Raw genomic sequence first — 23,111 nt, 5'->3', positions numbered from 1 at the left:
GGGGTCCGGGGCGGAGCCCCCAGGTCTTCCAGCCCCGCCGGCGTTTGAGGCGCGGGGTCCGGGGCGGAGCCCAGGGATACGGAGAAAGGGCGGGGCGGGGACCAGCTCCGCGCAGCGGCGCCGCACCCACCCCCGCCCGGCCAGGGCAACGGCCCACCGAGCCGGCGGAGCCACCCGGCGGGACAATGACCCCATGCGTACCCACCGCGCAGCCGGCGGCCTGCTCGGGGCCGCGATCCTCCTCGCCACAGCAACGGGCACGGCAACGGCAACGGCGGCACCCTCCCCACCCCCGCCCCCCAAACCCCGCCTCACCGACGCCGCCATCGACACCGCCCTGGCCCGCCTCGACACCACCGTCACCGACGGCATGCGCCGCACCGGCATACCCGGCCTCTCCGTGGCCGTCGTCCACCACGACGAGGTCGTCTACCTCAAGGGCTTCGGCATACGCCGCACCGGCGAGAGCGCCAAGGTCGGCCCCGACACCGTCTTCCAGCTGGCCTCCCTCTCCAAGCCCCTCGCCACCACGGCCGTCGCCGGCACCCTCACCGCCCCCGACGCCTGGGACAAGCCCCTCGGCTCCACCCTCCCCGGCTTCGCGCTGAAGGACCCCTGGGTCACCTCCCACATGTCCCCCGCCGACCTGTTCTCGCACCGCAGCGGCCTCCCCGACCACGCCGGGGACCTCCTGGAGGACCTCGGCTACGACCGGGCGTACATCCTGGACCACCTGCGCCTCGAGCCGCTCACCCCCTTCCGCGCGAGCTACGCGTACACCAACTACGGGTTCACCGCCGCCGCCGAGGCCATCGCCCGCGAGCACGGCGTGAGCTGGCAGAAGCTCAGCGAAGACACCCTCTTCAAGCCCGCCGGCATGACCCGTACCAGTACGGAGTTCTCCGCCTACGCCAAGGCGGCGGACCGGGCGTACGGCCACGTGCGCAACCCCGACGGCACCTGGAGCCCCCGCTACGTCCGCGACGCCGACGCCCAGGCCCCGGCCGGCGGGGCCAGTTCCACCGCCCGTGACATGTCCCGCTGGCTGCGGCTCCAGCTGAACACCGGCACCCTCGACGGCAAGCGGATCATCCCCGCCGACACCCTCACCCGCACCCGCCTGCCCGAGATCGTCGCGCAGGCCGAGACCGGCCAGGGCACCCCGCAGTTCTACGGGCTCGGCTGGAACGTCAGCTACGACGACGCCGGCCGGCTGCGCCTGAGCCACTCCGGGGCCTTCGACCTCGGCGCCAACTCCAACGTCACCATGCTCCCCCTGGAGCAGCTCGGCATCGTGGTCCTGACCAACGCTGCCCCGGCCGGCCTCGCCGACGCCGTCGCCCTGGACTTCTTCGACACCGCCGAGCACGGCAAGCCGACCACCGACTGGCTCGCCCTGACCGCGGCGCTGTACGCGCGGCTGGAAGGGGAGGACCGCTCCCGCACCGACTACGCGCACCCGCCGGCCGGTGCGAAGCCCGCCCGCGACGACAGCGTCTACACCGGCACCTACGAGAACCCGTACTACGGCCCCCTCACCGTCACGGCGGACCCCTCCGGCAAGGGCCTGGTCCTCTCCCTCGGCCCGGGGCCCCTGCGCTTCCCCCTGAAGCACTACGACGGCGACACCTTCAGCTTCGAGACCACCGGCGAGAACGCCGTCGGCCGCACCGGGGTCTTCTTCTCCGACGGCACCGTCCGCGTCGAATACCTGGACGAGAACCACCTGGGCACCTTCACCGGGCGGTAGCGGCCTACCCTGGTCCCGATGACCCGCAGATCCCACATCCCGCCCGCGCCCCTCCCCCAGCAGGCCGGTATCGACCCGGTCCGGATGCGCCTGCCCCCCGACCCCGAGGGCAGGTGGGCCCGGCTCGGCGACTACCTGACCGAGCGGTACGCCGGCACGCGCGGCTCCGAGTCCATGGCCCGGCTGCTCGCGGACGGCCGGGTGCTCGGCCCGGGCGGGCGGGTGCTGCGCCCGCAGGACCCGTACGAGCCCGGCGGCTGGCTCTGGTTCCACCGGGACATGCCGCCCGAGCCGGCCGTGCCCTTCCCGATCGGCGTGGTCTACCGCGACCGGCACCTCCTGGTGGTGGACAAGCCGCACTTCCTGGCGACCACCCCGCGCGGCAGCCACGTCACCCAGACCGCCCTGGCGCGGCTGCGCCGGGAGCTGGACCTGCCGGCCCTGAGCCCGGCGCACCGGCTGGACCGGATGACGGCCGGACTGGTCATGTTCAGCATCCGCCCCGAGGACCGCGGCGCCTACCAGCTGCTGTTCCAGGAGCGGCGGGTCCGCAAGGAGTACGAGGCCCTCGCGCCCCACGACCCGTCGGTCGAGCTGCCCCGCCTGGTCCGCAGCCACATCGAGAAGACCCGCGGGGTGATGGCGGCCGTCGAGGTCCCCGGCGCCGAGCCCAACGCCGAGAGCCTGGTCGAGCTGACCGGGACCCGGGGCGGGCTGGGCCGCTACCGGCTCACCCCGCACACCGGGCGCACCCACCAGCTGCGGGTGCACATGAACAGCCTGGGGCTGCCCATCCTCGGCGATCCGGTCTACCCGGTGGTGGCCGCGGCGGCCGACCCGGCGGACTACCGGCGCCCCCTCCAGCTGCTGGCCAGGACCCTGTCCTTCACCGACCCGGTCACCGGACTGGCCCACCGCCTGGAGACCGGACTCACCCTCCGGGCGTGGCAGGACCTGCCGGGATGGGAAGCGGGCCCGGCGGTCCCGGCGGGGTGATCCCCGCGATCCGCAGGGCGGCGTCGGCGGCGGCCTCCGCGAAGGCCGCGACCGGGCGCGCCGGATCGGAGCGGCGGATCAGCATGACGCCCTCGATCAGGCCGAAGACCAGGTCGTTGCGCAGGGTCAGCGCGGCCCGGTCCCCCGCCAGTTCGGCGCCGACGCGGGTGCCGGCGAGCAACACCCGGTAGCTGTCGCGCAGTTCCTCGCGCATCCGCCGGAACTGCGCGAACCGCTGCCCCCGCAGCTCGGGCAGCAGGTAGAGGGCGCCCAGGTTGTACGGCCCCCCGCACAGCAGCAGCACGTCCGAGCGGCACAGTTCCCACAGCCGGCGCGCGGCGGGCCGGCCGCTCTCGCCGAGCAGCCTGCGGGACAGCGCCAGCGAGGGCGCGACCGTGGACTCCAGCAGCTCGGCGAGGAGTTCCTCCTTGCCGCCGAAGTAGTGGTACATCGTGGCCTGGCGCATTCCGGCCCGTTCGGCCACCGCCCGTGTGGTGGTGGCCGCGTACCCCCGGACCGTGAACAGTTCGGCCGCCGCGCAGAGGAGTTCCTCGCGCGGCGGCCGGCCGCTGTCCGGTCTCAGCTGATCGGCGCGCGGCCGACCGACCCGTCTCGGACCCTCGCCCGTTCCCCCACTCATACGCCGATCGTCGCACAGGACACGAAGAAACGATCATGGCAAGAGGTGAGATCCGGCCATCAGGGGCTTCGGAGGAAGCCCCAAAAGGGCCTAGCCGACCGAGCTGTAGGCCACTACACCCCGCAACAGGGATTCGACGGCCTTGCGCGCGTTCCGCGCCACCGTGCTCCCGCCGGTGGCGGAGGCCGGAGCGGCCGCGGCGATCTGCCCCAGGACGTCGATGACCTGCTTGCACCAGCGCACGAAGTCACCGGCCGGCATCTCCGCCTCGCGCAGCACCTCGTCCAGGCTCTTGTCGGAGGCCCACTGGTACGCCGCCCACGCGAAGCCGAGGTCCGGCTCGCGCTGGCCCACGCCCTCCGCCTGGTTGATGCGGTGCTCCTCCTCCAGCGCGTCGAGCCGGCCCCAGATGCGGACCATCTCGCCCAGCGCCGTCTTCGCCGCGCCGTTCGGCACCTTGGGCGGCGTCGCGTCGTCGGACTGCCGGGCCTCGAAGACCAACGCCGAGACGCAGGCGGCCAGTTCCGCGGGGCTGAGCCCCTCCCAGACGCCCTCGCGCAGGCACTCCGAGGCCAGCAGGTCCAGCTCGCCGTAGAGCCGGGCCAGGCGCTTGCCGTGCACGGTGACCTCGTCCTCGCGCAGGTAGTCCAGCTCGGTCAGCAGCGCGTGGATCCGGTCGAAGGTGCGGGCGATGGTGTTCGTCCGGCCCTCGATGCGGCGCTCCAGCTGCTGCGTGTCCCGCTTGAGCCGGTGGTAGCGCTCCGCCCAGCGGGCGTGGTCCTCGCGCTCGTCGCAGCCGTGGCAGGGGTGCGCCCGCAGCTCGGCGCGCAGCCGGGCGATCTCGCGGTCGTCGGCCGCGACGGCCCGCCCGTGCCGGTGCCGCTCGGGGGTGATGTGGCCGGCCTTGTTGCGCAGCGCCGTCGCCAGGTCCCTGCGGGACTGCGGGGAGCGCGCGTTGAAGGTCTTGGGGATCCGCATCCGGTCGACGGCCTCGACCGGGACCGGGAAGTCGATCGCGGCGAGCCGCTTGACCTGCCGCTCGGCGGTGAGCACCAGCGGGCGCGGGCCCTCGGTGTACTCGTACCCCCGGTGCCCGTTGACCCGCCCGCCCGGCACGCCCGGGTCCAGGACCAGCGCGAGCCCGGCGAACTTGCCGGTCGGCACGTGGATGATGTCGCCCGGCTTGAGCTTCTCCAGGGAACCGGCCGCCTGCGCCCGGCGCTGCGCCGCGCCCTGCTTGGCGAGGTCGGTCTCGCGGTCCTTGAGGTCGCGGCGCAGCTGCGCGTACTGCTCGAAGTCGCCGAGGTGGCAGGTCATGCCCTCCTGGTAGCCCTCCAGGCCCTCCTCGTTGCGCTGGACCTGCCGGGAGATCCCGACGACGGAGCGGTCCGCCTGGAACTGCGCGAAGGAGGTCTCCAGCAGTTCGCGGGAGCGGTGCCGCCCGAACTGGCTGACCAGGTTGACGGCCATGTTGTACGAGGGCTTGAAGCTGGAGCGCAGCGGATAGGTGCGGGTGCCGGCGAGCCCGGCGAGCTGCACCGGGTCCATGGCCCGCTGCCACAGCACCACCGCGTGGCCCTCGACGTCGATGCCGCGGCGCCCGGCCCGGCCGGTGAGCTGGGTGTACTCGCCGGGGGTGATGTCGGCGTGCTGCTCGCCGTTCCACTTGACGAGCTTCTCCAGGATGACCGTGCGCGCGGGCATGTTGATGCCCAGCGCGAGGGTCTCGGTGGCGAAGACGGCCTTCACGAGGCCGCGTACGAACAGCTCCTCCACGACCTCCTTGAAGGTGGGGAGCATGCCCGCGTGGTGCGCGGCGATGCCCCGCTCCAGGCCTTCGAGCCACTCGTAGTAGCCCAGGACGTGCAGGTCCTCGGCGGGGATGGAGGCGGTGCGCTCCTCGACGATCTCGCGGACCCTCAGGCGCGCGGTGTCGTCATTGAGCCGCAGGCCCGCGTACAGGCACTGCTGGACGGCGGCCTCGCAGCCGGCCCGGCTGAAGATGAAGTTGATCGCGGGCAGCAGGTTGTCGTTGTCCAGGCGCGCGATCACCTCGGGGCGGCCGGGGGTCCAGATCCGGTTGCGGGAGCGGCGCTCGCGCTCGCGGTCGGCCTCGCGGACCATCTTGCCGCGCCGCCGGTCCTTGGGGTTGTAGCTGCGGCTGTTCTCCTCGCGGGCCATGCGCAGCAGGTCGGGGTTGACCTCGCGGCGGGCGGAGCCGCGGCCTCCGTGGTCGGACTCCTCCTCGAAGAGGTCGTAGATCCGCCGGCCGGCCATCACGTGCTGCCACAGCGGTACGGGCCGCTCCTCGGAGACGATCACCTCGGTGTCGCCGCGGACGGTGTCGAGCCAGTCGCCGAACTCCTCGGCGTTGGAGACGGTCGCGGACAGCGAGACGAGGGTCACCGACTCGGGGAGGTGGATGATCACTTCCTCCCAGACGGCGCCGCGGAAGCGGTCGGAGAGGTAGTGCACCTCGTCCATCACCACGTATCCGAGGCCGCCGAGCGCCTGCGAGCCCGCGTAGAGCATGTTGCGGAGCACCTCGGTGGTCATCACGACCACGGGGGCGTCGCCGTTGACACTGTTGTCGCCGGTCAGCAGGCCCACCTTGGCGGCGCCGTAGCGCTTGACCAGGTCGGCGTACTTCTGGTTCGACAGGGCCTTGATGGGCGTCGTGTAGAAGCACTTGCGGCCCTGCTGGAGGGCGAGGTGCACGGCGAACTCGCCCACGATGGTCTTGCCCGAGCCCGTCGGGGCGGCCACCAGGACGCCCTTGCCGGCCTCCAGGGCCTTGCAGGCCTCGACCTGGTACGGGTCCAGGTCGAATTCGTACATCTCGCGGAAGGGGGCCAGGGCGGAGGCCTCTTCGGCGGCGCGGATCCGGGCAGCGGCGTACCGCTCGGCGGGTGAGAGTTCTTCGGTCATCTTGCTCTCGAGCCTACCCGCCGCCTCTGACAACAGTCGCGATCATTTAAGTGAGCAGCCGGACCGCCCCGGGAACGCACTCGGCCGTCACCGGGAGCGGGCCCAGGGGCTCCCCGTCCGCGTAGGCGGTCAGGCCCGGTGCCTCGAGGGTGACCTTGGCGGCCCGGTGGACGGTGACCTTGGGGTGGGTCAGGTGCGTCCCCTTGTAGACCTGCGGGAACACCTTCAGGAGGGTGGCGCGCCCGCAGTCGCCGACGACGGTGACGTCGAAGAGCCCGTCGTCGGGCACGGCGTCCGCGCAGATGCGCATCCCGCCGCCGTAGGAGGTGCCGTTGCCGACGGCCACCAGCGTGGCCTCCGTCTCGATGACCGGGCCGTCGTCGAGGGTGATCCGGCACGGGAGGGGCTTGAAGGCGGCCAGCTCGAGGGCGATGGCCAGGTCGTACTTGAAGCGGCCCAGCGGCAGCCGCATCCGGTTGCCCCGGTCGTTGACCCGCGAGTCGAAGCCGGAGCACAGCACGGTCCCGTACCAGGTGCCGCCCGCCCGGCCGAGGTCGATCTCCCGGATCCGGCTCTCCTTGAGGGCCCCGGCGGCCAGCCGCCCCGCCCGCGCGGGGTCGCGTACGGGCAGCCCCAGCGACCGGGCGAAGTCGTTGCCGGTGCCCACCGCGACCACCCCGAGCGGGACCAGGGTGCCGGCCAGCGCCTGGAGGGCGAGGGAGACCATTCCGTCGCCGCCCACCGCGATCACCGCGCCGGTGCCCTCGCGGACGGCGGTGCGCAGCCGGGCCAGCGCGTCGGCGGCGTCGTTGCCGACGACGGTCCGTACGCAGAAGCCGGCCGCCCGGAGCGCGGAAGCGGCCGGCTGCGCGGCGTGCGCGCCCCGGCCGCGCCCCGCGGTGGGATTGACGAAGAGGGTGATCTCAGCGCTCACCCCCGGGAACTTACCTGTCAGGTGGCGTCGTCGTAACCGTTGATCTGGCGGCGTCCGCCGTCGGCCTGCTCGGGCAGTGCGGAGGGGGCCGGGGCCGCCGCTTCCGTCGCACCGATCGTCGCCGGGGTCAGGTCCAGCTCCGAGGCCTCGTCGTCGTCGAGGCCGGCGTCCGGGTTGGAGCGGCGGCGGCGCCGGTCGTTGAGGATGCAGATCCCGAGGGCGATGAAGTACAGCGCCACGATCGGGGCGGCCAGCGTCAGCATGGTGAGCGGGTCGCCGGTGGGCGTGGCGAAGGCCGAGAAGACCGTGATGCCCAGCACCATGGCGCGCCACCAGCTGCCCAGGCGCTTGGCGGTGAGGACCCCGGTGAAGTTCAGCAGCACCAGCATCAGCGGCAGCTCGAAGGCGAGGCCGAAGACCACGACCATGCGCGTCACCAGGTCGAGGTAGTCGTCGACCGGGAGCAGGTTCTTGACGTGGTCGGGGGTGAAGCCGAGGAGGATCTCCGCGGTCTGCGGAAGGATCTTGTACGCGAGGACCGCGCCGGCCAGGAACAGCGGCGCGCCGACCGCGACGAAGCTCAGCGCGTACTTCTTCTCGTTGCGGTGCAGGCCGGGGGCGGCGAAGGCCCACAGCTGGTACAGCCAGACCGGGGCGGAGAGCACGATGCCGGCGGAGAGGCCGACCTTCAGCGCGATGGAGAAGGGCGCGGTCAGGCCGTTGGTCGTCATCTCGGCGCAGGGGGCACCGTTGCGCTGGTGCGTCGCCCCGCTGGTGCACCCGACGGAGGACAGCATCGGCTCCAGCAGGAAGTCGATGATCGGCCGGTAGAAGTAGGCCGCGACGACGGTGATCACGACGATCGCCACGACCGACTTGAGCAGCCGGTTCCTCAGCTCACGCAGGTGTTCGACGAGCGGCATGCGCCCTTCGGCGTCCTTCGCCTGCTGGTCTCTTTTTCCCTGCTTGCGGGCAGACTTGAGCAACCCACGTCCCTTGTCTCGTTGCAGATGACTGTCGTGACGGGTGACCGCCGCGCGTCAGCCCTGGGTGGTGCGGTTCGGCTCGTTGACCGGCCGGGCGCTGGTGACGTCACCGGGCGCGGCCTGGATGGTGCGCGGGGCCACGGGCTGCTGCGCGGCCTGGTCGGCGGCCGGGGCGGCAGTGGTGGTGTCCTCCGCCTCGCCGTCCTTCTTCATGGCCTTGGCCTCGCTCTTGAGGATCCGGGCCGACTTGCCGAGCGAGCGGGCCATCTCGGGGAGCTTCTTGGCGCCGAACAGCAGCACGATGACAGCGATGATCAGAAGGATCTCAAGGGGCTTCAGATTGCCGATCATGTGTGTCTTCCTTCTCACCGAAACGGCTGGTTGTGGTGGCCAGGCGATACCGGACAAAGATCCGGTACCGCTCTGACTATGGATCGTAACCCCCGAGGGTTAACGCCCGGCAATCCCCGGGGGTCTCCACGATTGCCTGCGGCACTGACGGTACGGGCCCGGCCCCCCGGTTGCCAGACACGGGGAGGGCCCGCCGGACTCCGCGCCCCCTACGGGGCGGCCGCCCGCCCGGCCCGGGCGAGGTCGCAGGCGGCCCGTTCCAGGTCACCCGAGGCCTCGGTGATCCGGCGGCTGGCCAGCGCCACCTGCGCGGACAGCCGCCGCACCTCCAGGAACACCCGCAGGGCCAGGACGGACAGGACGGCGATCCCGAGGAACCCCAGGGCAATCGCGAGCATCGGCCACAGCATGGAAAGAGCCTAACGCCCCGGCCTCACACGCTGCGCAGGGTGCTCACTCCCCCGCCCGTCAGCAGCTCCACGATGCGCTCACCGGCGGGTTTGCGGACCGGCGCGGCGCACTCGGGACAGGTGAAGGAGTAGAAGGTGGTCCGCCGGCTGCCGCCGATCGCCAGGCGCAGCGCGTCCGCCGCGAGCTCGAAACGCGCCCGGCACTCGGGACAGGCGGCCTTGAAGGTGACCGGCACAAGACCTGGTGATCGCGACATCGCTCCCCGTTCCCTCTAGACCTGTTCCCCGTACCCCGCGAGTGCTTCTCCAGCCGCCTTCCGGGCGCTGTCCGCCAGTTCCGGCGGCGACACGATCCGCCCGTCGCGGCCCAGCCGCAGCGCCAGGCGGCGCAGCGAGGCCGGGTCGGGGCTGCGCAGCGTGATCCGCAGCCCGCCGTCGGGCTGCTCCTCGGCGCTGTCGTGCGGGTAGTACTCGGCGACCCAGCGCCCGCCGGGGCCCACCTCGACCACCACCTCCGGGTCCTCGGCGGCCGGCTGCACGAGACCCTCGGACAGGTCCCGGGGCTCGATCGCCGGCGGCTCGGCCCGCTCGTCGAGCAGCCGGATCTCGGCGACCCGGTCGAGCCGGAAGGTGCGCCGGGCCTCCGAGAGGTGGCACCACCCCTCCATGTACGTGTGCCCGACCGCGAAGAGCCGGATCGGGTCGACGGTGCGCTCGGTCAGCTCGTCGCGCGCGGGCGAGTAGTAGCGCAGCCACAGCCGACGCCGTTCGGCGATGGCCCGGTCGACGTCCGCGAACACCCCGCCCTCGGACTCGAAGGTCACCGACAGCCGGGAGCTGGCCCCGGCGACCTCGCCCGCGGCGGCCTCCAGCTTGGCGGTGGCCCGCAGGAGCGCGTCCCGGTCGCTCTCGCGCAGCCCCGGCAGGGTCGCCACGGCGCGGGCGGCGACCAGCAGCGCGGTGGCCTCGTCGGCTGCCAGCCGCAGCGGCTCGGCGGTGGACTCCCCCGAGGCGTCGGCGTTGTGCCACCAGATGCGGTCCCCGTCGGTGTCGATGTCGAGCAGGTCCCCGCCGCGGAAGCTCGTCCCGCACATGGGCAGCACGTCGAGGTCCGAGATCAGCTCGTCCTCGGTGATCCCGAAGGCCCGGGCTACGTCCGCTACGTGGGCGCCGGGGCGCTCCCGCAGGTAGGTCACCAGGGACAGCATCCGGCGGGTCTGGTCGATGGCGTTGGCGGCCATGCTGCTACGTCTCCCCCTCAGGGCGTTGCTGTTGTTGTTCGGGTTCAGCCCTTGGCGACGGCGCGCAGCCGGTCCACCACATCGGCCCGCAGGTCCGCCGGCTCCACCACCACGACGTCCGGGCCGAACTCCACGAGCCAGGCGTCCAGCCCGTGCCCGTAGGGGATCTCCAGCTCGTCCCAGCCGTCGCCGCCCTCTCGGACCGCGGTGGCCTTGGCCCGCAGCGGGTATCCCGCCCCGGCGCGCAGCCGGATCAGCGCGGAGCGCTGGGCGCCCTCTCCGGCCCAGGCCGCCACGGTCTCCCGTACGGTCACCACGTCCGGCACCTCGGCGGTGTACTTCCCGGCCCGCGAGCGGACCTTGCCGGTGATCCGGGAGAGCCGGAACACCCGCTCCGCCCCGCGGTCGCGGTCGTAGCCGGCCAGGTACCAGTGGCCGCGCCAGCACTCCAGGGCCCACGGCTCCACCTGGCGCGGCTCGGGCCGCGCCGCGTTGGACTTGCGGTACTCGAAGACCACCGGCCGCCGGTCGCGGCAGGCCAGCATCAGCGGCTCGAACGCCGCCTCGTGGACCGGGATCCGCGGCTCGATGGCGCTGTGCTGGCCCTCGTACGGATCACCGGCCTCCGGCATTCCGCCGGCGCGCAGCTTCTGCAGCGCGCCGCTGGCCGCGCCCGCCAGGCGGGCCTGCTGCCACACCTTCGCCGCGAGCCCCAGGGCCGCGGCCTCCTCCGCGTCGAGGGAGACGGGCGGCAGCCGGTTGCTGTCGCGGCGGGCCAGGTAGCCCGTCTCGCCCTCCAGGTTCTCCACGGTCTCGATCACCAGACCGAGTTCCCGCAGATCGTCCTTGTCCCGCTCGAACATCCGGTTGAAGGACTCGTCGTTCCCGGCTTCGAGATAGGCCTCGATGGAACCGCGCAGCTCGCGCTTGCTGAGGGGACGACGCGTCCCCAGCAGACACAGCGCCAGATTCATCAGCCGCTCGGCCTTGGCAATCGCCATCGACGCCCATCCCCCCGCTCTTCGACACACACTCGTGACCGTTGACCGTACCGCCCCGGCGGTCCCCGGCAAAAGCGAGGGCCCCCGCCTCACGGCAGGGGCCCTCGATGATCACAGCGGGTGAATCAGACGCCCATCAGGTCACAGACGAAGATCAGCGTCTCGCCCGGCTTGATGGCGTCGCCGGCACCCCGGTCGCCGTAGGCGAGGTGGGCGGGGATCGTCAGCTTGCGACGGCCGCCGACCTTCATGCCCTGGACACCCTTGTCCCAGCCGGGGATGACCTGGCCGATGCCCAGGATGAACTGCAGCGGGGCGCCGCGGTTCCAGGAGGCGTCGAACTCCTCGCCGGAGGAGAAGGCCACACCCACGTAGTGGACGGAGACCTTGTTGCCGGCCGTGGCCTCGGCGCCATCGCCCTCCCAGATGTCCTCGATGACCAGGTCGGTCGGGACCGGGCCCTCGGGGAAGTCGATCTCGGGCTTCTCGAGCTTGCTGCTCACGGAACTGCTCCTCATACGTACGAACCGGTGTACAACCGGAACAGTTTTACACTGCTCCGACGATGTCCACGACGAAGACGAGGGTGGAGTTGGCCGGCAGGTCCTCACCCTTGGCCTGATCCTTGTACGCCTGCTCCGGCGGGATCACCAGCAGGACACGGCTGCCGACCTTCTTGCCCACCAGGCCCTTGTCCCAGCCCTCGATGACCTGGCCCTGGCCGATCACGGTCGAGAACGGGGCGCCCGTCTTCCACGAGGTGTCGAAGAGCTTGGCCGCGTCCTTGCCCTGGTTCGGCGCCCACGCCGCACCGCTGTACTGCATGTACACGGTCTGGCCGGACTTGACCTCCGCGCCCTTGCCCTCGATCAGGACCTTGTCGACCAGCTCCTTCGGAGGGTCGTTCTTCGGGACCGTGATCGTGGCGGCCTCGTCCTTGTCCGCCTTCACCTGCGGCAGGTCGGAGGGGATCGGCGCCTGCGTGCCCTCGGCCTTCTTCGGCAGGATCGAGTCCACGTCCAGGACGAACACCAGGTTGTCCTTCGGGCCGACACCCAGCTGCGGCTGGCCCTGCTCACCGAAGGCCGCCGCCGGCGGGGCGACGACCAGCACGCGGCTGCCGACCTTCTTGCCCAGCACCGACTCGCTGAACAGCGGCAGGATCGTCGGCGAACCGGCCGGGACGACCAGCGGCTGGCCGTCCTTGTCGTAGGAGCCGCTCAGCTCCTTGCCGCTCTTCCAGACCTTGCCCGTGTACTTGGTGACCACGAGATCGTCCTTCTTGATCTCCGGCCCGGTGCCCTCCTTGAGGGTGTTCACCACGAACTTGCCGCTCGGCTCGCCCTTGGGGACGGTGATCTCCGCCTTCTTCCCGGCCTCACCGGCGACCGTCGGCATCGGGTCCGCCGACGCCACCGCCTTCGGAACCTCGGTCTTCGCGGCATCGGCCGACGGAGACGCCGAGGCAGAGGCGTCCTTCTTGGAGTCGTCGCCCCCTCCGCAGGCCGCGGTGAGCATCAGAGCCGGCACGATGAGCGCGGCAGCAAGTCGGCGTCGCACAATGGTCCTCAGGGTCGCTGGAATGGTCCGTCGTAGCGGCCCACTCTACGGGCTGACCCCTCCGCGACAAGGCGTTGGCGTGCGAAGACCCCGTACGCCACAGCGCACGGGGCCCCGGCCGCACCGGCTCACATGCCGGCGATGAGCTTCTCCACCCGGTCGTCCACCGACCGGAACGGGTCCTTGCACAGCACCGTGCGCTGCGCCTGGTCATTGAGCTTCAGGTGCACCCAGTCGACCGTGAAGTCCCGCCGCTGCTCCTGCGCCCGGCGGATGAAGTCGCCGCGCAGCCTGGCGCGCGTCGTCTGCGGGGGCACCGACTTGCCCTCGAAGATCTTCAGGTCGTTGCAGATCCGCGCCGCCTGCCCCTTGCGCTCGAGCAGGTAGTACAGGCCCCGACGGCGGTGGATGTCGTGGTACGCGAGGTCTATCTGGGCGACCCGCGGATTGGACATCGTCATGTTGTGCTTGGCCCGGTACCGCTCGATCAGCTGGTACTTCATGACCCAGTCGATCTCCGTGCCGATCCGGTCCAGGTCCTCGGCCTCGATGGCCTCCAGCGTGCGGCCCCACAGCTCCAGGACCTGCTCCACCACCCCGGTACGGATGCCCCGCCGCTCGGCGAAGTCCAGGGCCTTGTCGAAGTACTCCCGCTGGATCTCCAGCGCCGAGGCCTCCCGGCCGCTGGCCAGGCGCACCTTGCGCTGGCCGGTGATGTCGTGGCTGACCTCGCGGATCGCCCGGATCGGGTTCTCCAGGGTCAGGTCCCGCATCACCGTGCCCGCCTCGATCATGCGCAGCACCAGGTCGGTGGCACCCACCTTGAGCAGCATGGTCGTCTCGGACATGTTCGAGTCGCCGACGATGACGTGCAGCCGCCGGTAGCGCTCCGCGTCCGCGTGCGGCTCGTCGCGCGTGTTGATGATCGGCCGGGAACGGGTAGTGGCGGAGCTGACGCCCTCCCAGATGTGCTCGGCCCGCTGGCTGACGCAGTAGACCGCGCCCCGGGGCGTCTGCAGCACCTTGCCCGCGCCACAGATCAGCTGACGCGTGACGAGGAACGGAATCAGGATGTCCGCCAGGCGGGAGAATTCTCCGTGCCGTGCCACCAGGTAGTTCTCGTGGCAGCCGTACGAATTGCCCGCCGAGTCGGTGTTGTTCTTGAAGAGGTAGACGTCGCCCGCGATTCCCTCCTCGTGCAGGCGGCGTTCGGCGTCGACGAGCAGGCCCTCGAGAATGCGCTCGCCGGCCTTGTCGTGAGTGACCAGTTCGGTCAGGTTGTCGCATTCGGGTGTTGCATATTCCGGATGCGAACCCACGTCCAGGTAGAGGCGGGCGCCGTTCCGCAGGAAGACATTGCTGCTGCGGCCCCATGACACAACACGGCGGAAGAGGTAGCGCGCCACTTCGTCAGGAGACAGTCGGCGCTGTCCCCTGAACGTGCACGTGACGCCGTACTCGTTCTCCAGCCCGAAAATGCGGCGGTCCATGACTGAACATTACGCCTTCTGCCCTCTTCTGAAACCGGGTTCGAGAACGGCGTTCCGATCAGTTTTTGACCAACGGCTGCGAAACGGCCTCCGCCGACCCCGCCACCGCCCGGCTGCGACCGCCCCCGGCCAGCGCCCCCTGAGTCAGCATCAGCACCAGCAGGGCCGCCGCGCCACCGCCGCAGGCCACCGCGAAACCGGCCGACGTACCGCTCAGTTCCAGCGCCGGACCCGCCGCCGCCGTACCGATGGCAGCGCCCACCCCGAAGAACGTCACCAGCCACGAGAACGCCTCCGTCACCGTCCCCGCCGGAGCGTGCCGGTCCACCACGATGAACGCACACGCCAGCGAAGGCGCCAGGAACACGCCCGACAGCGCCGCCAGCGCCGTCATCGCCACCGGACCCACATCCAGCATCAGCGGCAGGTAACACACGGCCAGCAGCGCCACCAGCAGCCGCAGCCGCCGCTCCGGCGCCCCCGCCCACTGCCGCGCACCGTAGAACACCCCACCGACCAGCGCGCCCAGACCCAGCGCCGCCATCAGCCAGCCGTACACCGCCTGACCGCCGTGCCCGTCCGCGTACGCCACCGCCGCCACCGCGATCGAACCCAGCGCCATGCCGACGAAGAAGAACGCGCCCAGCAGCGCCAGCAGCCCGCGCGAGCGCAGCGCGCCCAGCCAGTGCGCCTCGCGCGGCGCGGAGCGCCAGGTGCGCGAGGGCTCCGAGACCACCACCGACAGCACGCCCACCACACCGATGCCGTTCAGCACCAGCAGCGCCACCGCCGGGGACCACAGCGACACGAACAGCGTCACCAGCAGCGGCCCGACCGTGTACATGACCTCCTGGGCCACCGCGTCCATCGCGTACGCCGCGTGCACCCGCTCCTCGCGCCCGCCGAGCACCCCCGGCCACAGCGCCCGCAGACCGCCCTCCAGGGGCGGGGTGAACAGTCCGGAGATCACCACCGCCGCGTACGCGGCCGCCACCGAGCCGGTACCGGCCACCGCCAGCCAGACCATGCCCAGCGCCGACAGCAGTGCCGCCGGCAGCTGCACGCGCGGCTGCCCGTACAGGTCCACCGCCCGGCCCAGCAGCGGCTGTCCCACGGCGTTGGCCAGCCCGTACGCGGCCGCCAGCGCGCCCGCCAGGCTGTAGCTGCCCCCCTCGCCCCGGACGAAGAGGACGATCGCGATCGCCGCCGTGCCGTTCGGCAGCCGGCCTATCAGCGTGCCCACCAGCAGCCTCGCGGCGTACCTGGTCCTGAGCAGCTCCGCGTAACCCGCGGCCATGACCGCCCCCTTCTTGCCCGGATCCAGCCGGGGTAATACGTATAACGAGACCCGTCATACGTACCATGGCGGCAGACCCCCGGTCCACCCGGCGGACCACCCGCACCCCGCCCCACCTCGCATTTCAGGAGCACCCTGTGACGAGACCCACCAGCCGCGACGTCGCCACCGCCGCCGGGGTCTCCCAGGCCACGGTCTCCCTCGTCCTCGGCGACAAATGGCGCGGCCGCGTCTCCGAACGCACCGCCACCCTCGTCCGCGAAGCCGCCACCACCCTCGGCTACCGCCCCAACCTCGCCGCCCGCAACCTCCGCCTCGGCAGCACCCGCACCGCCCTCCTCGTCGTCCCCGCCCTCACCAACGAGTTCTTCGCCCGCGTCTACACCGGCGCCGCCCGCATCGCCGCCGAACACGGCTTCGGCGTCGTCCTCTACCCCTCCCCCGAAGGCACCGGCCCCGCCCGCGACCCCTTCGCCTCCGCCCGCGCCGCCCTCGACGGGGTCATCGCCTCCTCCATGGCCACCGACGCCCTCGACGCCATCGGCGGCGACGGCCTCCCCCTCGTCATGCTCGACAGCGACCCCACCTCCGGCAACGCCGCCGCCCACGTCAACCTCGCCATCACCGACGGCATGCGCCAGATCACCGAACACCTCCTCGGCCTCGGCCACCGCCGCTTCCTCCACCTCGCCTCCGCCGTCGACACCTGGACCTTCGACATCCGCGCCGAAGCCCTCGCCGCCCTCCTCGGCCCCCACGCCGAGCTGCGCACCGTCCGGGCCCCCCTCACCGTGGCCGCCGCCCTCACGGCCATGGAGGCCGCCCTGGCGGCCCCCGGGACCCGGCCCACCGCCGTCGTCTGCGACGACGACATCCTCGCCGCCGGCGCCTGCAAGGCCGCCCGCCGCCTCGGCCTGCGCGTCCCCGAGGACCTCTCCGTGACCGGCTTCGACGACCTCGCCCTCGCCACCGCCGTCGAACCCGAGCTCACCACCGTCCGCCTCCCCGCCGAACGCGTCGGCGAACAGGGCATGACCGCCCTCCTCGCCGTCCTCGACGGCACCCCCTGGACGGCCCCCGACATCCCCGTCGAACTCACCGTCCGCGATTCCACGGGCCCCGCCCCCGCCGCCTGAACGCGCGAAAGCCCCGGCCCGCCCCCGTGGGGCCGGACCGGGGCTTCCCGGAACCGCTGCTACTCGGCGTCGTCCTCCGGCACCTCGTCATTCGACACGGCATCCGCCTGGGCCGCCGCCGGAACGTCCGCCTCCAGCAGCCGCGACAGCTGCCGGCCCCGGATCCGCTTGAACTTGCGCTGCTGCGACCGCGTACGGTCCAGCACCGCGACCTCCAGCCGCTCGGCCGGGATCGTCTTGTCCGCGCCGTTCGCCTGGCTCGACAGCGCCTGCACCGCCAGCTTCAGCGCGTCGGGCAGGGTCATCCCGTCCCGATGCCGCTGGTCGAGGAAGGTGCTGATCTGCTCGGCGTTGCCGCCGACCGCGACCGAACCGTGCTCGTCCACGATCGAGCCGTCGTGCGGCAGCCGGTAGATCTGGTCCCCGGCGGCCGTCGCGCCGACCTCGGCCACCACCAGCTCCACCTCGTACGGCTTCTCGCCGGCCGAGGAGAAGATGGTGCCGAGCGTCTGCGCGTACACGTTCGCCAGCCCGCGCGCCGTCACGTCGTCACGGTCGTAGGTGTATCCGCGCAGATCGGCGTAGCGCACCCCGCCGATCCGCAGGTTCTCGTACTCGTTGTACTTGCCGGCGGCCGCGAAGCCGATCCGGTCGTAGATCTCGCTGAACTTGTGCAGCGCGCGGGACGGGTTCTCGCCGACGAACACGATGCCGTCGGCGTACTGCAGCACGACGAGGCTGCGACCGCGGGCGATGCCCTTCCGGGCGTATTCCGCCCGGTCGGCCATGGCCTGCTGGGGTGACACATAGAACGGAGTCGACACCGGTTATCCGTCCCTTTCTTCTGGGCGACGAGACGAGGACTGGTCAGAGCAGGGCGGCGCGCGGTCCGTCGGGCTGCTCGAGCCGACGGTCCGTCACCTTGCGGGCGAGCGACTGCGACTCGTCCTCGTCCAGCCTGCGGAAGCCCTCGTCGGTGATGACGGTGACGATGGGGTAGATGTGGCGGTACAGGTCCGGCCCACCGGTCGCCGAGTCGTCGTCGGCGGCGTCGTACAGCGCCTGCACGACCAGCGTGGTCGCCTGCTCCTCCGTCAGGTCGGGACGGTACAGCTTCTTCATCGAACCCCGGGCGAAGATCGAACCGGAACCGGTGGCGGCGAAGCCGTGCTCCTCGGAGCGCCCGCCGGTCACGTCGTAGGAGAAGATCCGGCCCTTCTCCTTGGCCTCGTCGTACCCGGCGAACAGCGGCACGACGGCCAGGCCCTGCATGGCCATCCCCAGATTGCTCCGGATCATGGTCGAGAGCCGGTTCGCCTTGCCCTCGAGCGACAGCGTCGCCCCTTCGACCTTCTCGAAGTGCTCCAGCTCCAGCTGGAACAGCTTGACCATCTCCACGGCCAGACCGGCCGTACCGGCGATGCCGACCGCGGAGTACTCGTCGGCCGGGAACACCTTCTCGATGTCCCGCTGCGCGATCATGTTCCCCATGGTCGCCCGCCGGTCACCGGCGAGCACGACCCCGCCGGGGAAGGTCGTGGCGACGATGGTCGTCCCGTGCGGCGCCTCGACGATCCCCTCGGGCAGCTTCCGGTTCCCCGGCAGCATCTCGGGCGCGTGCGCACCCAGGAAGTCCATGAAGGACGACGACCCCGGCGTCAGGAAGGCTGCCGGTAGACGCCCTGTGCTACGAGTGTTGGGTTCCACAGGTTTCCTTCCACGTAAGCGGCTGCCCGACGAAAGCGGTCGGGATTCTCCTTCAATAGGCCAAGGCCCACGTTGCAGTTGAAGCAAAGTACGCCTCGGACCCTACCCGTCGTGTGGCAATGATCCACATGCACGGCCGGAGCCCGGAGGCAGAGACAGCAGAGGCCGCCCTGAGCTGCGATCATCTGATCGCGCTCGGCCTCCGTGATTCCATACTTCCGCTTCAGGTGCCCGGCACTGTCCCGGGGCTTGCGGCAGGCCTTGCATCGCGTCGCGAGACCATCAGGAGCACTCTTCCGGCGATGCCACTCGCTGTGCGGCTTGACCTCTCCGCACGTCCGGCAGAGTTTGCGCCCATCCGGCACATCCACCTTCTCGCGGACAGTCTTGCCCTCAGCAGCCCGACGGGCCCGGTATCGCTCGGCGCAGTATTCGGAGACACACTTGCGACATCGCGTCTGGAGCCCGTCGGGACGGTTCCGGTCCGCCGCGAACGAGTCAGGCGCGAGCACCTCAAGGCAGCGTCGGCACTGCCTCCCATTCGCCGAATCGGACATTTAGCTCATTCGCCACCTTTCTGCACAAATGAGCGCACGAAGTCCTCGGCATTCTCCTCGAGTACATCGTCAATCTCGTCAAGAACCGAGTCGACGTCGTCGGAGAGCTTCTCCTGCCGTTCCTTGAGGTCGGCGCTCGCCTCGGCGGTCGTCTCCTCGACCTCCTCGGTCGAGCGCGTCGCCTTCTGCTGTCCGCCGCCGGTGTCCTTGGTCGCCATGTCTACCTCACCCCGCTCGGTTCGCACGCTCACATGAAGAGACCCCGGGATTCGGGACCTCTCAAGATCAGACCCTATGTCGGACCCTACAAGGAGGGTCCGACATTCGTCCCCGCACTCGTTCAAAAGATCCGGCATAACGTCCGGCTGATTTCATGATTCCCGGACCGGAGGCCTTTCAGGCCACTTCACTGCCCCGAAAGCACGCGGACCAGGTCCTCCGCCGTACGACAGCGGTCCAGGAGCTCCTTGACGTGGTTCCGGGTCCCCCGCAGGGGTTCCATGGTCGGGACCCGCTGGAGGGAGTCCCGGCCCGGGAGGTCGAAGATCACCGAGTCCCAGGAGGCCGCCGCCACGTCGTCCGCGTACTGCTCGAGGCACCGGCCCCGGAAGTAGGCCCGGGTGTCCTCCGGCGGCTTGCCCTCGGCCCGCTCCACCGCCGGCTCCTCCACCAGCCGCTTCATCTTCCCGCGGGCGACGAGGCGGTTGTACAGGCCCTTCTCGGGCCGCACGTCGGAGTACTGGAGGTCCACCAGGTGCAGCCGCGCCGCGTCCCAGCCGAGCCCGTCGCGCCGTCGGTAGCCCTCCAGGATCTCCCGCTTGGCGATCCAGTCCAGCTCCCCCGACAGGCTCATCGGGTCGGTCTCCAGGCGCCCCAGCACGTCCTCCCACCGAGTGAGGACATCCTTGGTCTGCTCGTCCGCGTCGGCCCCGAAACGCTCGTCCACGTACTTCCTGGCCAGCTCGAAGTACTCCATCTGGAGTTGTACGGCGGTCAGGGTGCGCCCGCTGCGCAGGGTGATGAGGTGCTGGAGGTCCGGGTCGTGGGAGACCTGGTGGAGGGTGCGCACGGGCTGGTCCACGGCGAGGTCGACGTTGATGAAGCCGTCCTCGATCATCGAGAGGACCAGGGCCGTCGTGCCCAGCTTCAGGTACGTGGAGATCTCGGAGAGGTTCGCGTCGCCGATGATCACGTGGAGGCGGCGGTACTTCTCGGCGTCCGAGTGGGGTTCGTCGCGGGTGTTGATGATGGGGCGCTTGAGGGTGGTCTCCAGCCCGACCTCGACCTCGAAGTAGTCCGCCCGCTGGCTGATCTGGAAGCCGTGCTCACGGCCGTCCTGGCCGATGCCGACGCGGCCGGCGCCGGTGACGACCTGGCGGGAGACGAAGAAGGGGGTCAGGTGGCGCACGATGTCCGAGAAGGGGGTCTCCCGCTTCATCAGGTAGTTCTCGTGCGTGCCGTAGGAGGCGCCCTTGTTGTCGGTGTTGTTCTTGTAGAGGTGGATCGGCTGGGCGCCGGGCAGCTGGGCGGCCCGCTCGGCGGCCTCGGCCATGATCCGTTCGCCGGCCTTGTCCCACAGCACCGCGTCGAGGGGGTTGGTGATCTCGGGCGAGCTGTACTCGGGGTGGGCGTGGTCGACGTAGAGCCGTGCGCCGTTCGTCAGGATGACGTTGGCGAGGCCGATGTCCTCGTCGGTGAGCTGGCTGTTGTCGGCGGCCTCGCGGGCGAGGTCGAAGCCGCGGGCGTCCCGCAGCGGATTCTCCTCCTCGAAGTCCCAGCGGGCGCGTCGCGCCCGGTGCATCGCCGCCGCGTAGGCGTTGACGATCTGGGACGAGGTGAGCATGGCATTGGCGTTCGGGTGCCCCGGAACGGAGATCCCGTACTCCGTTTCGATCCCCATTACTCGCCGTACGGTCATGCGGCCCTCCTTGCCCGGCGGCGCTCCCGTTCGGGAGCGGCGCTCAAGTACCGCTGGTGCTCCGGTGCGTCATGTGCGGTGCCCGTCCCCGCACTGCGCGACCGGCGGTACGGAAGAGCCTAGAACCACTCCGCGCTGGTGGGGAGATCATTTCGGTCATTGACTTTGCCTTGTCCCCGGCCGAAAAGAGCAGACGGGAATACCGGGCGGTAAAGCAGGCGGCTGCGGGTGCCCGGTGAGGCACCCGCAGCCGCCTCGCTTCGTCAGAGGTACTGACCGGTGTTCGCCACCGTGTCGATGGAGCGTCCGGTGTCCGCGCCTTGCTTTCCGGTGACGAGGGTGCGGATGAATACGATCCGCTCGCCCTTCTTTCCGGAGATGCGGGCCCAGTCGTCCGGGTTGGTGGTGTTGGGCAGGTCCTCGTTCTCCTTGAACTCGTCCACGCAGGCCTGGAGGAGGTGGGAGACCCGCAGGCCCTTCTGGTTGTGCTCGAGGAAGGCCTTGATGGCCATCTTCTTGGCCCGGTCCACGATGTTCTGGATCATGGCTCCGGAGTTGAAGTCCTTGAAGTAGAGGACTTCCTTGTCGCCGTTGGCGTACGTGACCTCGAGGAAGCGGTTCTCCTCGGTTTCGGCGTACATCTGCTCGACGACGGTCTGGATCATGCTGTGGACGGCGACCTCGGCCGAGCCCGAGTGTTCGCTCAGGTCGTCCGTGTGGAGCGGGAGCGAGGCCTTGAGGTACTTGGCGAAGATGTCCTTCGCGGCCTCGGCGTCCGGGCGCTCGATCTTGATCTTCACATCGAGGCGTCCGGGGCGCAGGATGGCCGGGTCGATCATGTCCTCGCGGTTGGAGGCGCCGATGACGATGACGTTCTCCAGGCCTTCCACGCCGTCGATCTCGGCGAGCAGCTGGGGGACGATGGTGTTCTCCACGTCCGAGCTGACTCCGGATCCGCGGGTGCGGAAGAGGGATTCCATCTCGTCGAAGAAGACGATGACGGGGGTGCCCTCGCTCGCCTTCTCCCGGGCACGCTGGAAGACGAGGCGGATGTGCCGCTCGGTCTCGCCGACGTACTTGTTGAGGAGCTCGGGGCCCTTGATGTTCAGGAAGTACGACTTGCCGGCCGCCTGCCCGGTCACTTCCGCGACCTTCTTGGCAAGGGAGTTGGCGACGGCCTTGGCGATGAGCGTCTTGCCGCAGCCGGGCGGGCCGTAGAGCAGGATGCCCTTCGGGGGCCGCAGTTCGTGCTCCTTGAACAGGTCGGGGTAGAGGTAGGGGAGCTCGACGGCGTCGCGGATCAGCTCGATCTGGTCGCCCAGGCCGCCGATCTTCTCGTAGTCGATGTCCGGGACCTCTTCGAGGACCAGGTCCTCGACCTCGCTCTTGGGGACGACCTCGTAGACGTAGCCGGAGCGGGGCTCGAGCAGGAGGGCGTCGCCGGGGCGGATGGTGATGTCCAGGAGCGGCTCGGCGAGCCTCACCACCCTCTCCTCGTCGGTGTGCCCGACCACCAGGGCGCGCTCGCCGTCCTCGAGGATCTCCTTGAGGGTGACGATGTCCCCGGCCCGCTCGTACGCCATGGCCTCGACCACGTTGAGCGCTTCGTTGAGCATGACCTCCTGGCCGCGCCGGAGGTCTTCCGGTTCGACGCTGGGGCTCACGTTCACGCGGAGCTTTCGGCCGCCGGTGAAGATGTCGACGGTGCCGTCCTCGTTCGCCTGAAGGAAGACACCGAAGCCGGCCGGCGGCTGTGCGAGCCGGTCGACCTCTTCCTTGAGGGCCACGATCTGGTCGCGGGCCTCACGGAGGGTGTTCGCCAGTCGTTCGTTCTGCGCGGAGACGCCTGCCAGATTCGTCTGGAGCTCGACGATCCGCTCTTCGAGAATCCTCGTGTGACGCGGAGAGTCGGCGAGCTTGCGTCGCAGGACGGCGATTTCCTGCTCGAGATAGGCAACCTGGCCAGCGGGGTCCTCAGACCCTCGCCCGGGCCGGATGCCGCGGTTGATGTCGTCGTCGTGGGCTGCCACGGTCCTCACCTCCTCCAAGGGGAGCTGGACGCTTCCTGACCCTACCTGGGCTGGTGGTGATTGAAACCCCTAGATCACAAAGACGGTAGAGGTGTGTCCGATCTTCACCCTTGCGTACTCCCTCACGCCAAGGAAATACCCACCCTTCAACATCGGAAAGCAGCCGGTTGTAAGGTCGA

Annotated in this window: 21 protein-coding genes and 1 pseudogene; 3 read left to right on the top strand and 19 right to left on the bottom strand. The window is 70.6% G+C overall.

The window, feature by feature from the left end:
- Positions 1–193: 193 nt before the first annotated feature.
- Together OOK34_RS22945 and OOK34_RS22940 are read left to right on the top strand one after the other, a co-directional pair.
- Positions 194–1,750, top strand: coding sequence for a serine hydrolase (locus OOK34_RS22945; protein ID WP_267035732.1), 1,557 nt, complete (start codon positions 194–196; stop codon positions 1,748–1,750).
- An 18-nt stretch (positions 1,751–1,768) separates the two neighbouring features.
- Positions 1,769–2,746: a pseudouridine synthase gene (locus OOK34_RS22940; RefSeq protein ID WP_267035731.1), complete on the top strand. Its 978-nt coding sequence runs from the start codon at positions 1,769–1,771 to the stop codon at positions 2,744–2,746.
- On the opposite strand, the gene OOK34_RS22935 is transcribed toward OOK34_RS22940, so the two are convergent.
- The 13 genes and pseudogenes from OOK34_RS22935 to OOK34_RS22875 form a co-directional block, all read right to left on the bottom strand.
- The gene (locus OOK34_RS22935) at positions 2,682–3,386 is read right to left on the bottom strand and encodes a TetR/AcrR family transcriptional regulator (RefSeq protein WP_267035730.1); all 705 of its coding nucleotides are present in this window, start codon (positions 3,384–3,386) and stop codon (positions 2,682–2,684) included. The two genes, OOK34_RS22940 and OOK34_RS22935, sit on opposite strands and share 65 nt — an antisense overlap.
- A gap of 90 nt (positions 3,387–3,476) precedes the next feature.
- Entirely contained in the window at positions 3,477–6,314 is a 2,838-nt protein-coding gene (locus OOK34_RS22930) for an RNA helicase (RefSeq protein ID WP_267035729.1), read from the bottom strand.
- Between the two features lie 46 nt (positions 6,315–6,360).
- A complete protein-coding gene (locus OOK34_RS22925; protein WP_267035728.1) occupies positions 6,361–7,248 on the bottom strand; it encodes a diacylglycerol kinase in 888 nt (295 codons plus the stop codon).
- Between the two features lie 17 nt (positions 7,249–7,265).
- Positions 7,266–8,234, bottom strand: a complete 969-nt coding sequence (gene tatC / locus OOK34_RS22920; protein WP_267035727.1) for a twin-arginine translocase subunit TatC — start codon at positions 8,232–8,234, stop codon at positions 7,266–7,268.
- 54 nt (positions 8,235–8,288) lie between these two features.
- Complete coding sequence (gene tatA, locus OOK34_RS22915) at positions 8,289–8,585, bottom strand: Sec-independent protein translocase subunit TatA (RefSeq protein WP_267035726.1); 297 nt, start codon at positions 8,583–8,585, stop codon at positions 8,289–8,291.
- Positions 8,586–8,794: 209 nt separating this feature from the next.
- Positions 8,795–8,995: a hypothetical protein gene (locus OOK34_RS22910; protein WP_267035725.1), complete on the bottom strand. Its 201-nt coding sequence runs from the start codon at positions 8,993–8,995 to the stop codon at positions 8,795–8,797.
- Positions 8,996–9,018: 23 nt separating this feature from the next.
- Positions 9,019–9,252, bottom strand: a complete 234-nt coding sequence (locus OOK34_RS22905) for a hypothetical protein (RefSeq protein WP_267035724.1) — start codon at positions 9,250–9,252, stop codon at positions 9,019–9,021.
- A 15-nt stretch (positions 9,253–9,267) separates the two neighbouring features.
- Positions 9,268–10,236 carry a YafY family protein gene (locus tag OOK34_RS22900; protein WP_267035723.1) on the bottom strand — a complete coding sequence of 323 codons (969 nt, stop codon included), beginning with the start codon at positions 10,234–10,236 and terminating at the stop codon, positions 9,268–9,270.
- 44 nt (positions 10,237–10,280) lie between these two features.
- Positions 10,281–11,237: a YafY family protein gene (locus tag OOK34_RS22895; RefSeq protein ID WP_267035722.1), complete on the bottom strand. Its 957-nt coding sequence runs from the start codon at positions 11,235–11,237 to the stop codon at positions 10,281–10,283.
- Between the two features lie 125 nt (positions 11,238–11,362).
- Complete coding sequence (locus tag OOK34_RS22890) at positions 11,363–11,740, bottom strand: FKBP-type peptidyl-prolyl cis-trans isomerase (RefSeq protein ID WP_267035721.1); 378 nt, start codon at positions 11,738–11,740, stop codon at positions 11,363–11,365.
- 46 nt (positions 11,741–11,786) lie between these two features.
- Positions 11,787–12,797, bottom strand: coding sequence for an FKBP-type peptidyl-prolyl cis-trans isomerase (locus OOK34_RS22885; RefSeq protein ID WP_267035720.1), 1,011 nt, complete (start codon positions 12,795–12,797; stop codon positions 11,787–11,789).
- Positions 12,798–12,925: 128 nt separating this feature from the next.
- On the bottom strand, positions 12,926–14,287 hold the full coding sequence (pafA, locus tag OOK34_RS22880) for a Pup--protein ligase (RefSeq protein WP_267035719.1): 1,362 nt from the start codon (positions 14,285–14,287) through the stop codon (positions 12,926–12,928).
- Between the two features lie 9 nt (positions 14,288–14,296).
- A pseudogene (locus OOK34_RS22875) lies at positions 14,297–15,584 on the bottom strand (MFS transporter).
- 65 nt (positions 15,585–15,649) lie between these two features.
- Here OOK34_RS22875 and OOK34_RS22870 point away from each other — a divergent pair.
- Positions 15,650–16,720: a LacI family DNA-binding transcriptional regulator gene (locus OOK34_RS22870; RefSeq protein ID WP_267035717.1), complete on the top strand. Its 1,071-nt coding sequence runs from the start codon at positions 15,650–15,652 to the stop codon at positions 16,718–16,720.
- A gap of 59 nt (positions 16,721–16,779) precedes the next feature.
- On the opposite strand, the gene prcA is transcribed toward OOK34_RS22870, so the two are convergent.
- The 6 genes from prcA to arc form a co-directional block, all read right to left on the bottom strand.
- Complete coding sequence (gene prcA, locus OOK34_RS22865) at positions 16,780–17,544, bottom strand: proteasome subunit alpha (RefSeq protein WP_267035716.1); 765 nt, start codon at positions 17,542–17,544, stop codon at positions 16,780–16,782.
- 43 nt (positions 17,545–17,587) lie between these two features.
- The gene (gene prcB, locus OOK34_RS22860; protein WP_267035715.1) at positions 17,588–18,427 is read right to left on the bottom strand and encodes a proteasome subunit beta; all 840 of its coding nucleotides are present in this window, start codon (positions 18,425–18,427) and stop codon (positions 17,588–17,590) included.
- Positions 18,379–18,612 carry an endonuclease VII domain-containing protein gene (locus tag OOK34_RS35380; RefSeq protein WP_323183451.1) on the bottom strand — a complete coding sequence of 78 codons (234 nt, stop codon included), beginning with the start codon at positions 18,610–18,612 and terminating at the stop codon, positions 18,379–18,381. Before OOK34_RS35380 ends, prcB begins: the two co-directional genes overlap by 49 nt.
- A gap of 377 nt (positions 18,613–18,989) precedes the next feature.
- Positions 18,990–19,202, bottom strand: a complete 213-nt coding sequence (locus OOK34_RS22850) for a ubiquitin-like protein Pup (RefSeq protein WP_267035713.1) — start codon at positions 19,200–19,202, stop codon at positions 18,990–18,992.
- 188 nt (positions 19,203–19,390) lie between these two features.
- Complete coding sequence (dop, locus tag OOK34_RS22845) at positions 19,391–20,902, bottom strand: depupylase/deamidase Dop (RefSeq protein ID WP_267035712.1); 1,512 nt, start codon at positions 20,900–20,902, stop codon at positions 19,391–19,393.
- Between the two features lie 263 nt (positions 20,903–21,165).
- Positions 21,166–22,932, bottom strand: coding sequence for a proteasome ATPase (gene arc / locus OOK34_RS22840; protein WP_267035711.1), 1,767 nt, complete (start codon positions 22,930–22,932; stop codon positions 21,166–21,168).
- Positions 22,933–23,111: the final 179 nt, after the last annotated feature.

Origin of the sequence: Streptomyces sp. NBC_00091, from assembly GCF_026343185.1 — a bacterium.
Classification (GTDB): domain Bacteria; phylum Actinomycetota; class Actinomycetes; order Streptomycetales; family Streptomycetaceae; genus Streptomyces.
Note: the sequence above shows the minus strand (reverse complement) of the source record. Positions and strands in the feature narration are given on the sequence as shown.

Excerpts from the sequence above, each read along its gene's own strand:
- OOK34_RS22945 (WP_267035732.1), top strand. The coding sequence starts at position 194 with ATGCGTACCCACCGCGCAGCCGGCGGCCTGCTCGGGGCCGCGATCCTC.
- OOK34_RS22940 (WP_267035731.1), top strand. The coding sequence starts at position 1,769 with ATGACCCGCAGATCCCACATCCCGCCCGCGCCCCTCCCCCAGCAGGCC.
- OOK34_RS22935 (WP_267035730.1), bottom strand. The coding sequence starts at position 3,386 with ATGAGTGGGGGAACGGGCGAGGGTCCGAGACGGGTCGGTCGGCCGCGC.
- OOK34_RS22930 (WP_267035729.1), bottom strand. The coding sequence starts at position 6,314 with ATGACCGAAGAACTCTCACCCGCCGAGCGGTACGCCGCTGCCCGGATC.
- tatA (WP_267035726.1), bottom strand. The coding sequence starts at position 8,585 with ATGATCGGCAATCTGAAGCCCCTTGAGATCCTTCTGATCATCGCTGTC.
- OOK34_RS22910 (WP_267035725.1), bottom strand. The coding sequence starts at position 8,995 with ATGCTGTGGCCGATGCTCGCGATTGCCCTGGGGTTCCTCGGGATCGCC.
- OOK34_RS22905 (WP_267035724.1), bottom strand. The coding sequence starts at position 9,252 with ATGTCGCGATCACCAGGTCTTGTGCCGGTCACCTTCAAGGCCGCCTGT.
- OOK34_RS22900 (WP_267035723.1), bottom strand. The coding sequence starts at position 10,236 with ATGGCCGCCAACGCCATCGACCAGACCCGCCGGATGCTGTCCCTGGTG.
- OOK34_RS22895 (WP_267035722.1), bottom strand. The coding sequence starts at position 11,237 with ATGGCGATTGCCAAGGCCGAGCGGCTGATGAATCTGGCGCTGTGTCTG.
- pafA (WP_267035719.1), bottom strand. The coding sequence starts at position 14,287 with ATGGACCGCCGCATTTTCGGGCTGGAGAACGAGTACGGCGTCACGTGC.
- OOK34_RS22870 (WP_267035717.1), top strand. The coding sequence starts at position 15,650 with ATGGCGGCAGACCCCCGGTCCACCCGGCGGACCACCCGCACCCCGCCC.
- OOK34_RS35380 (WP_323183451.1), bottom strand. The coding sequence starts at position 18,612 with ATGATCGCAGCTCAGGGCGGCCTCTGCTGTCTCTGCCTCCGGGCTCCG.
- OOK34_RS22850 (WP_267035713.1), bottom strand. The coding sequence starts at position 19,202 with ATGGCGACCAAGGACACCGGCGGCGGACAGCAGAAGGCGACGCGCTCG.
- dop (WP_267035712.1), bottom strand. The coding sequence starts at position 20,902 with ATGACCGTACGGCGAGTAATGGGGATCGAAACGGAGTACGGGATCTCC.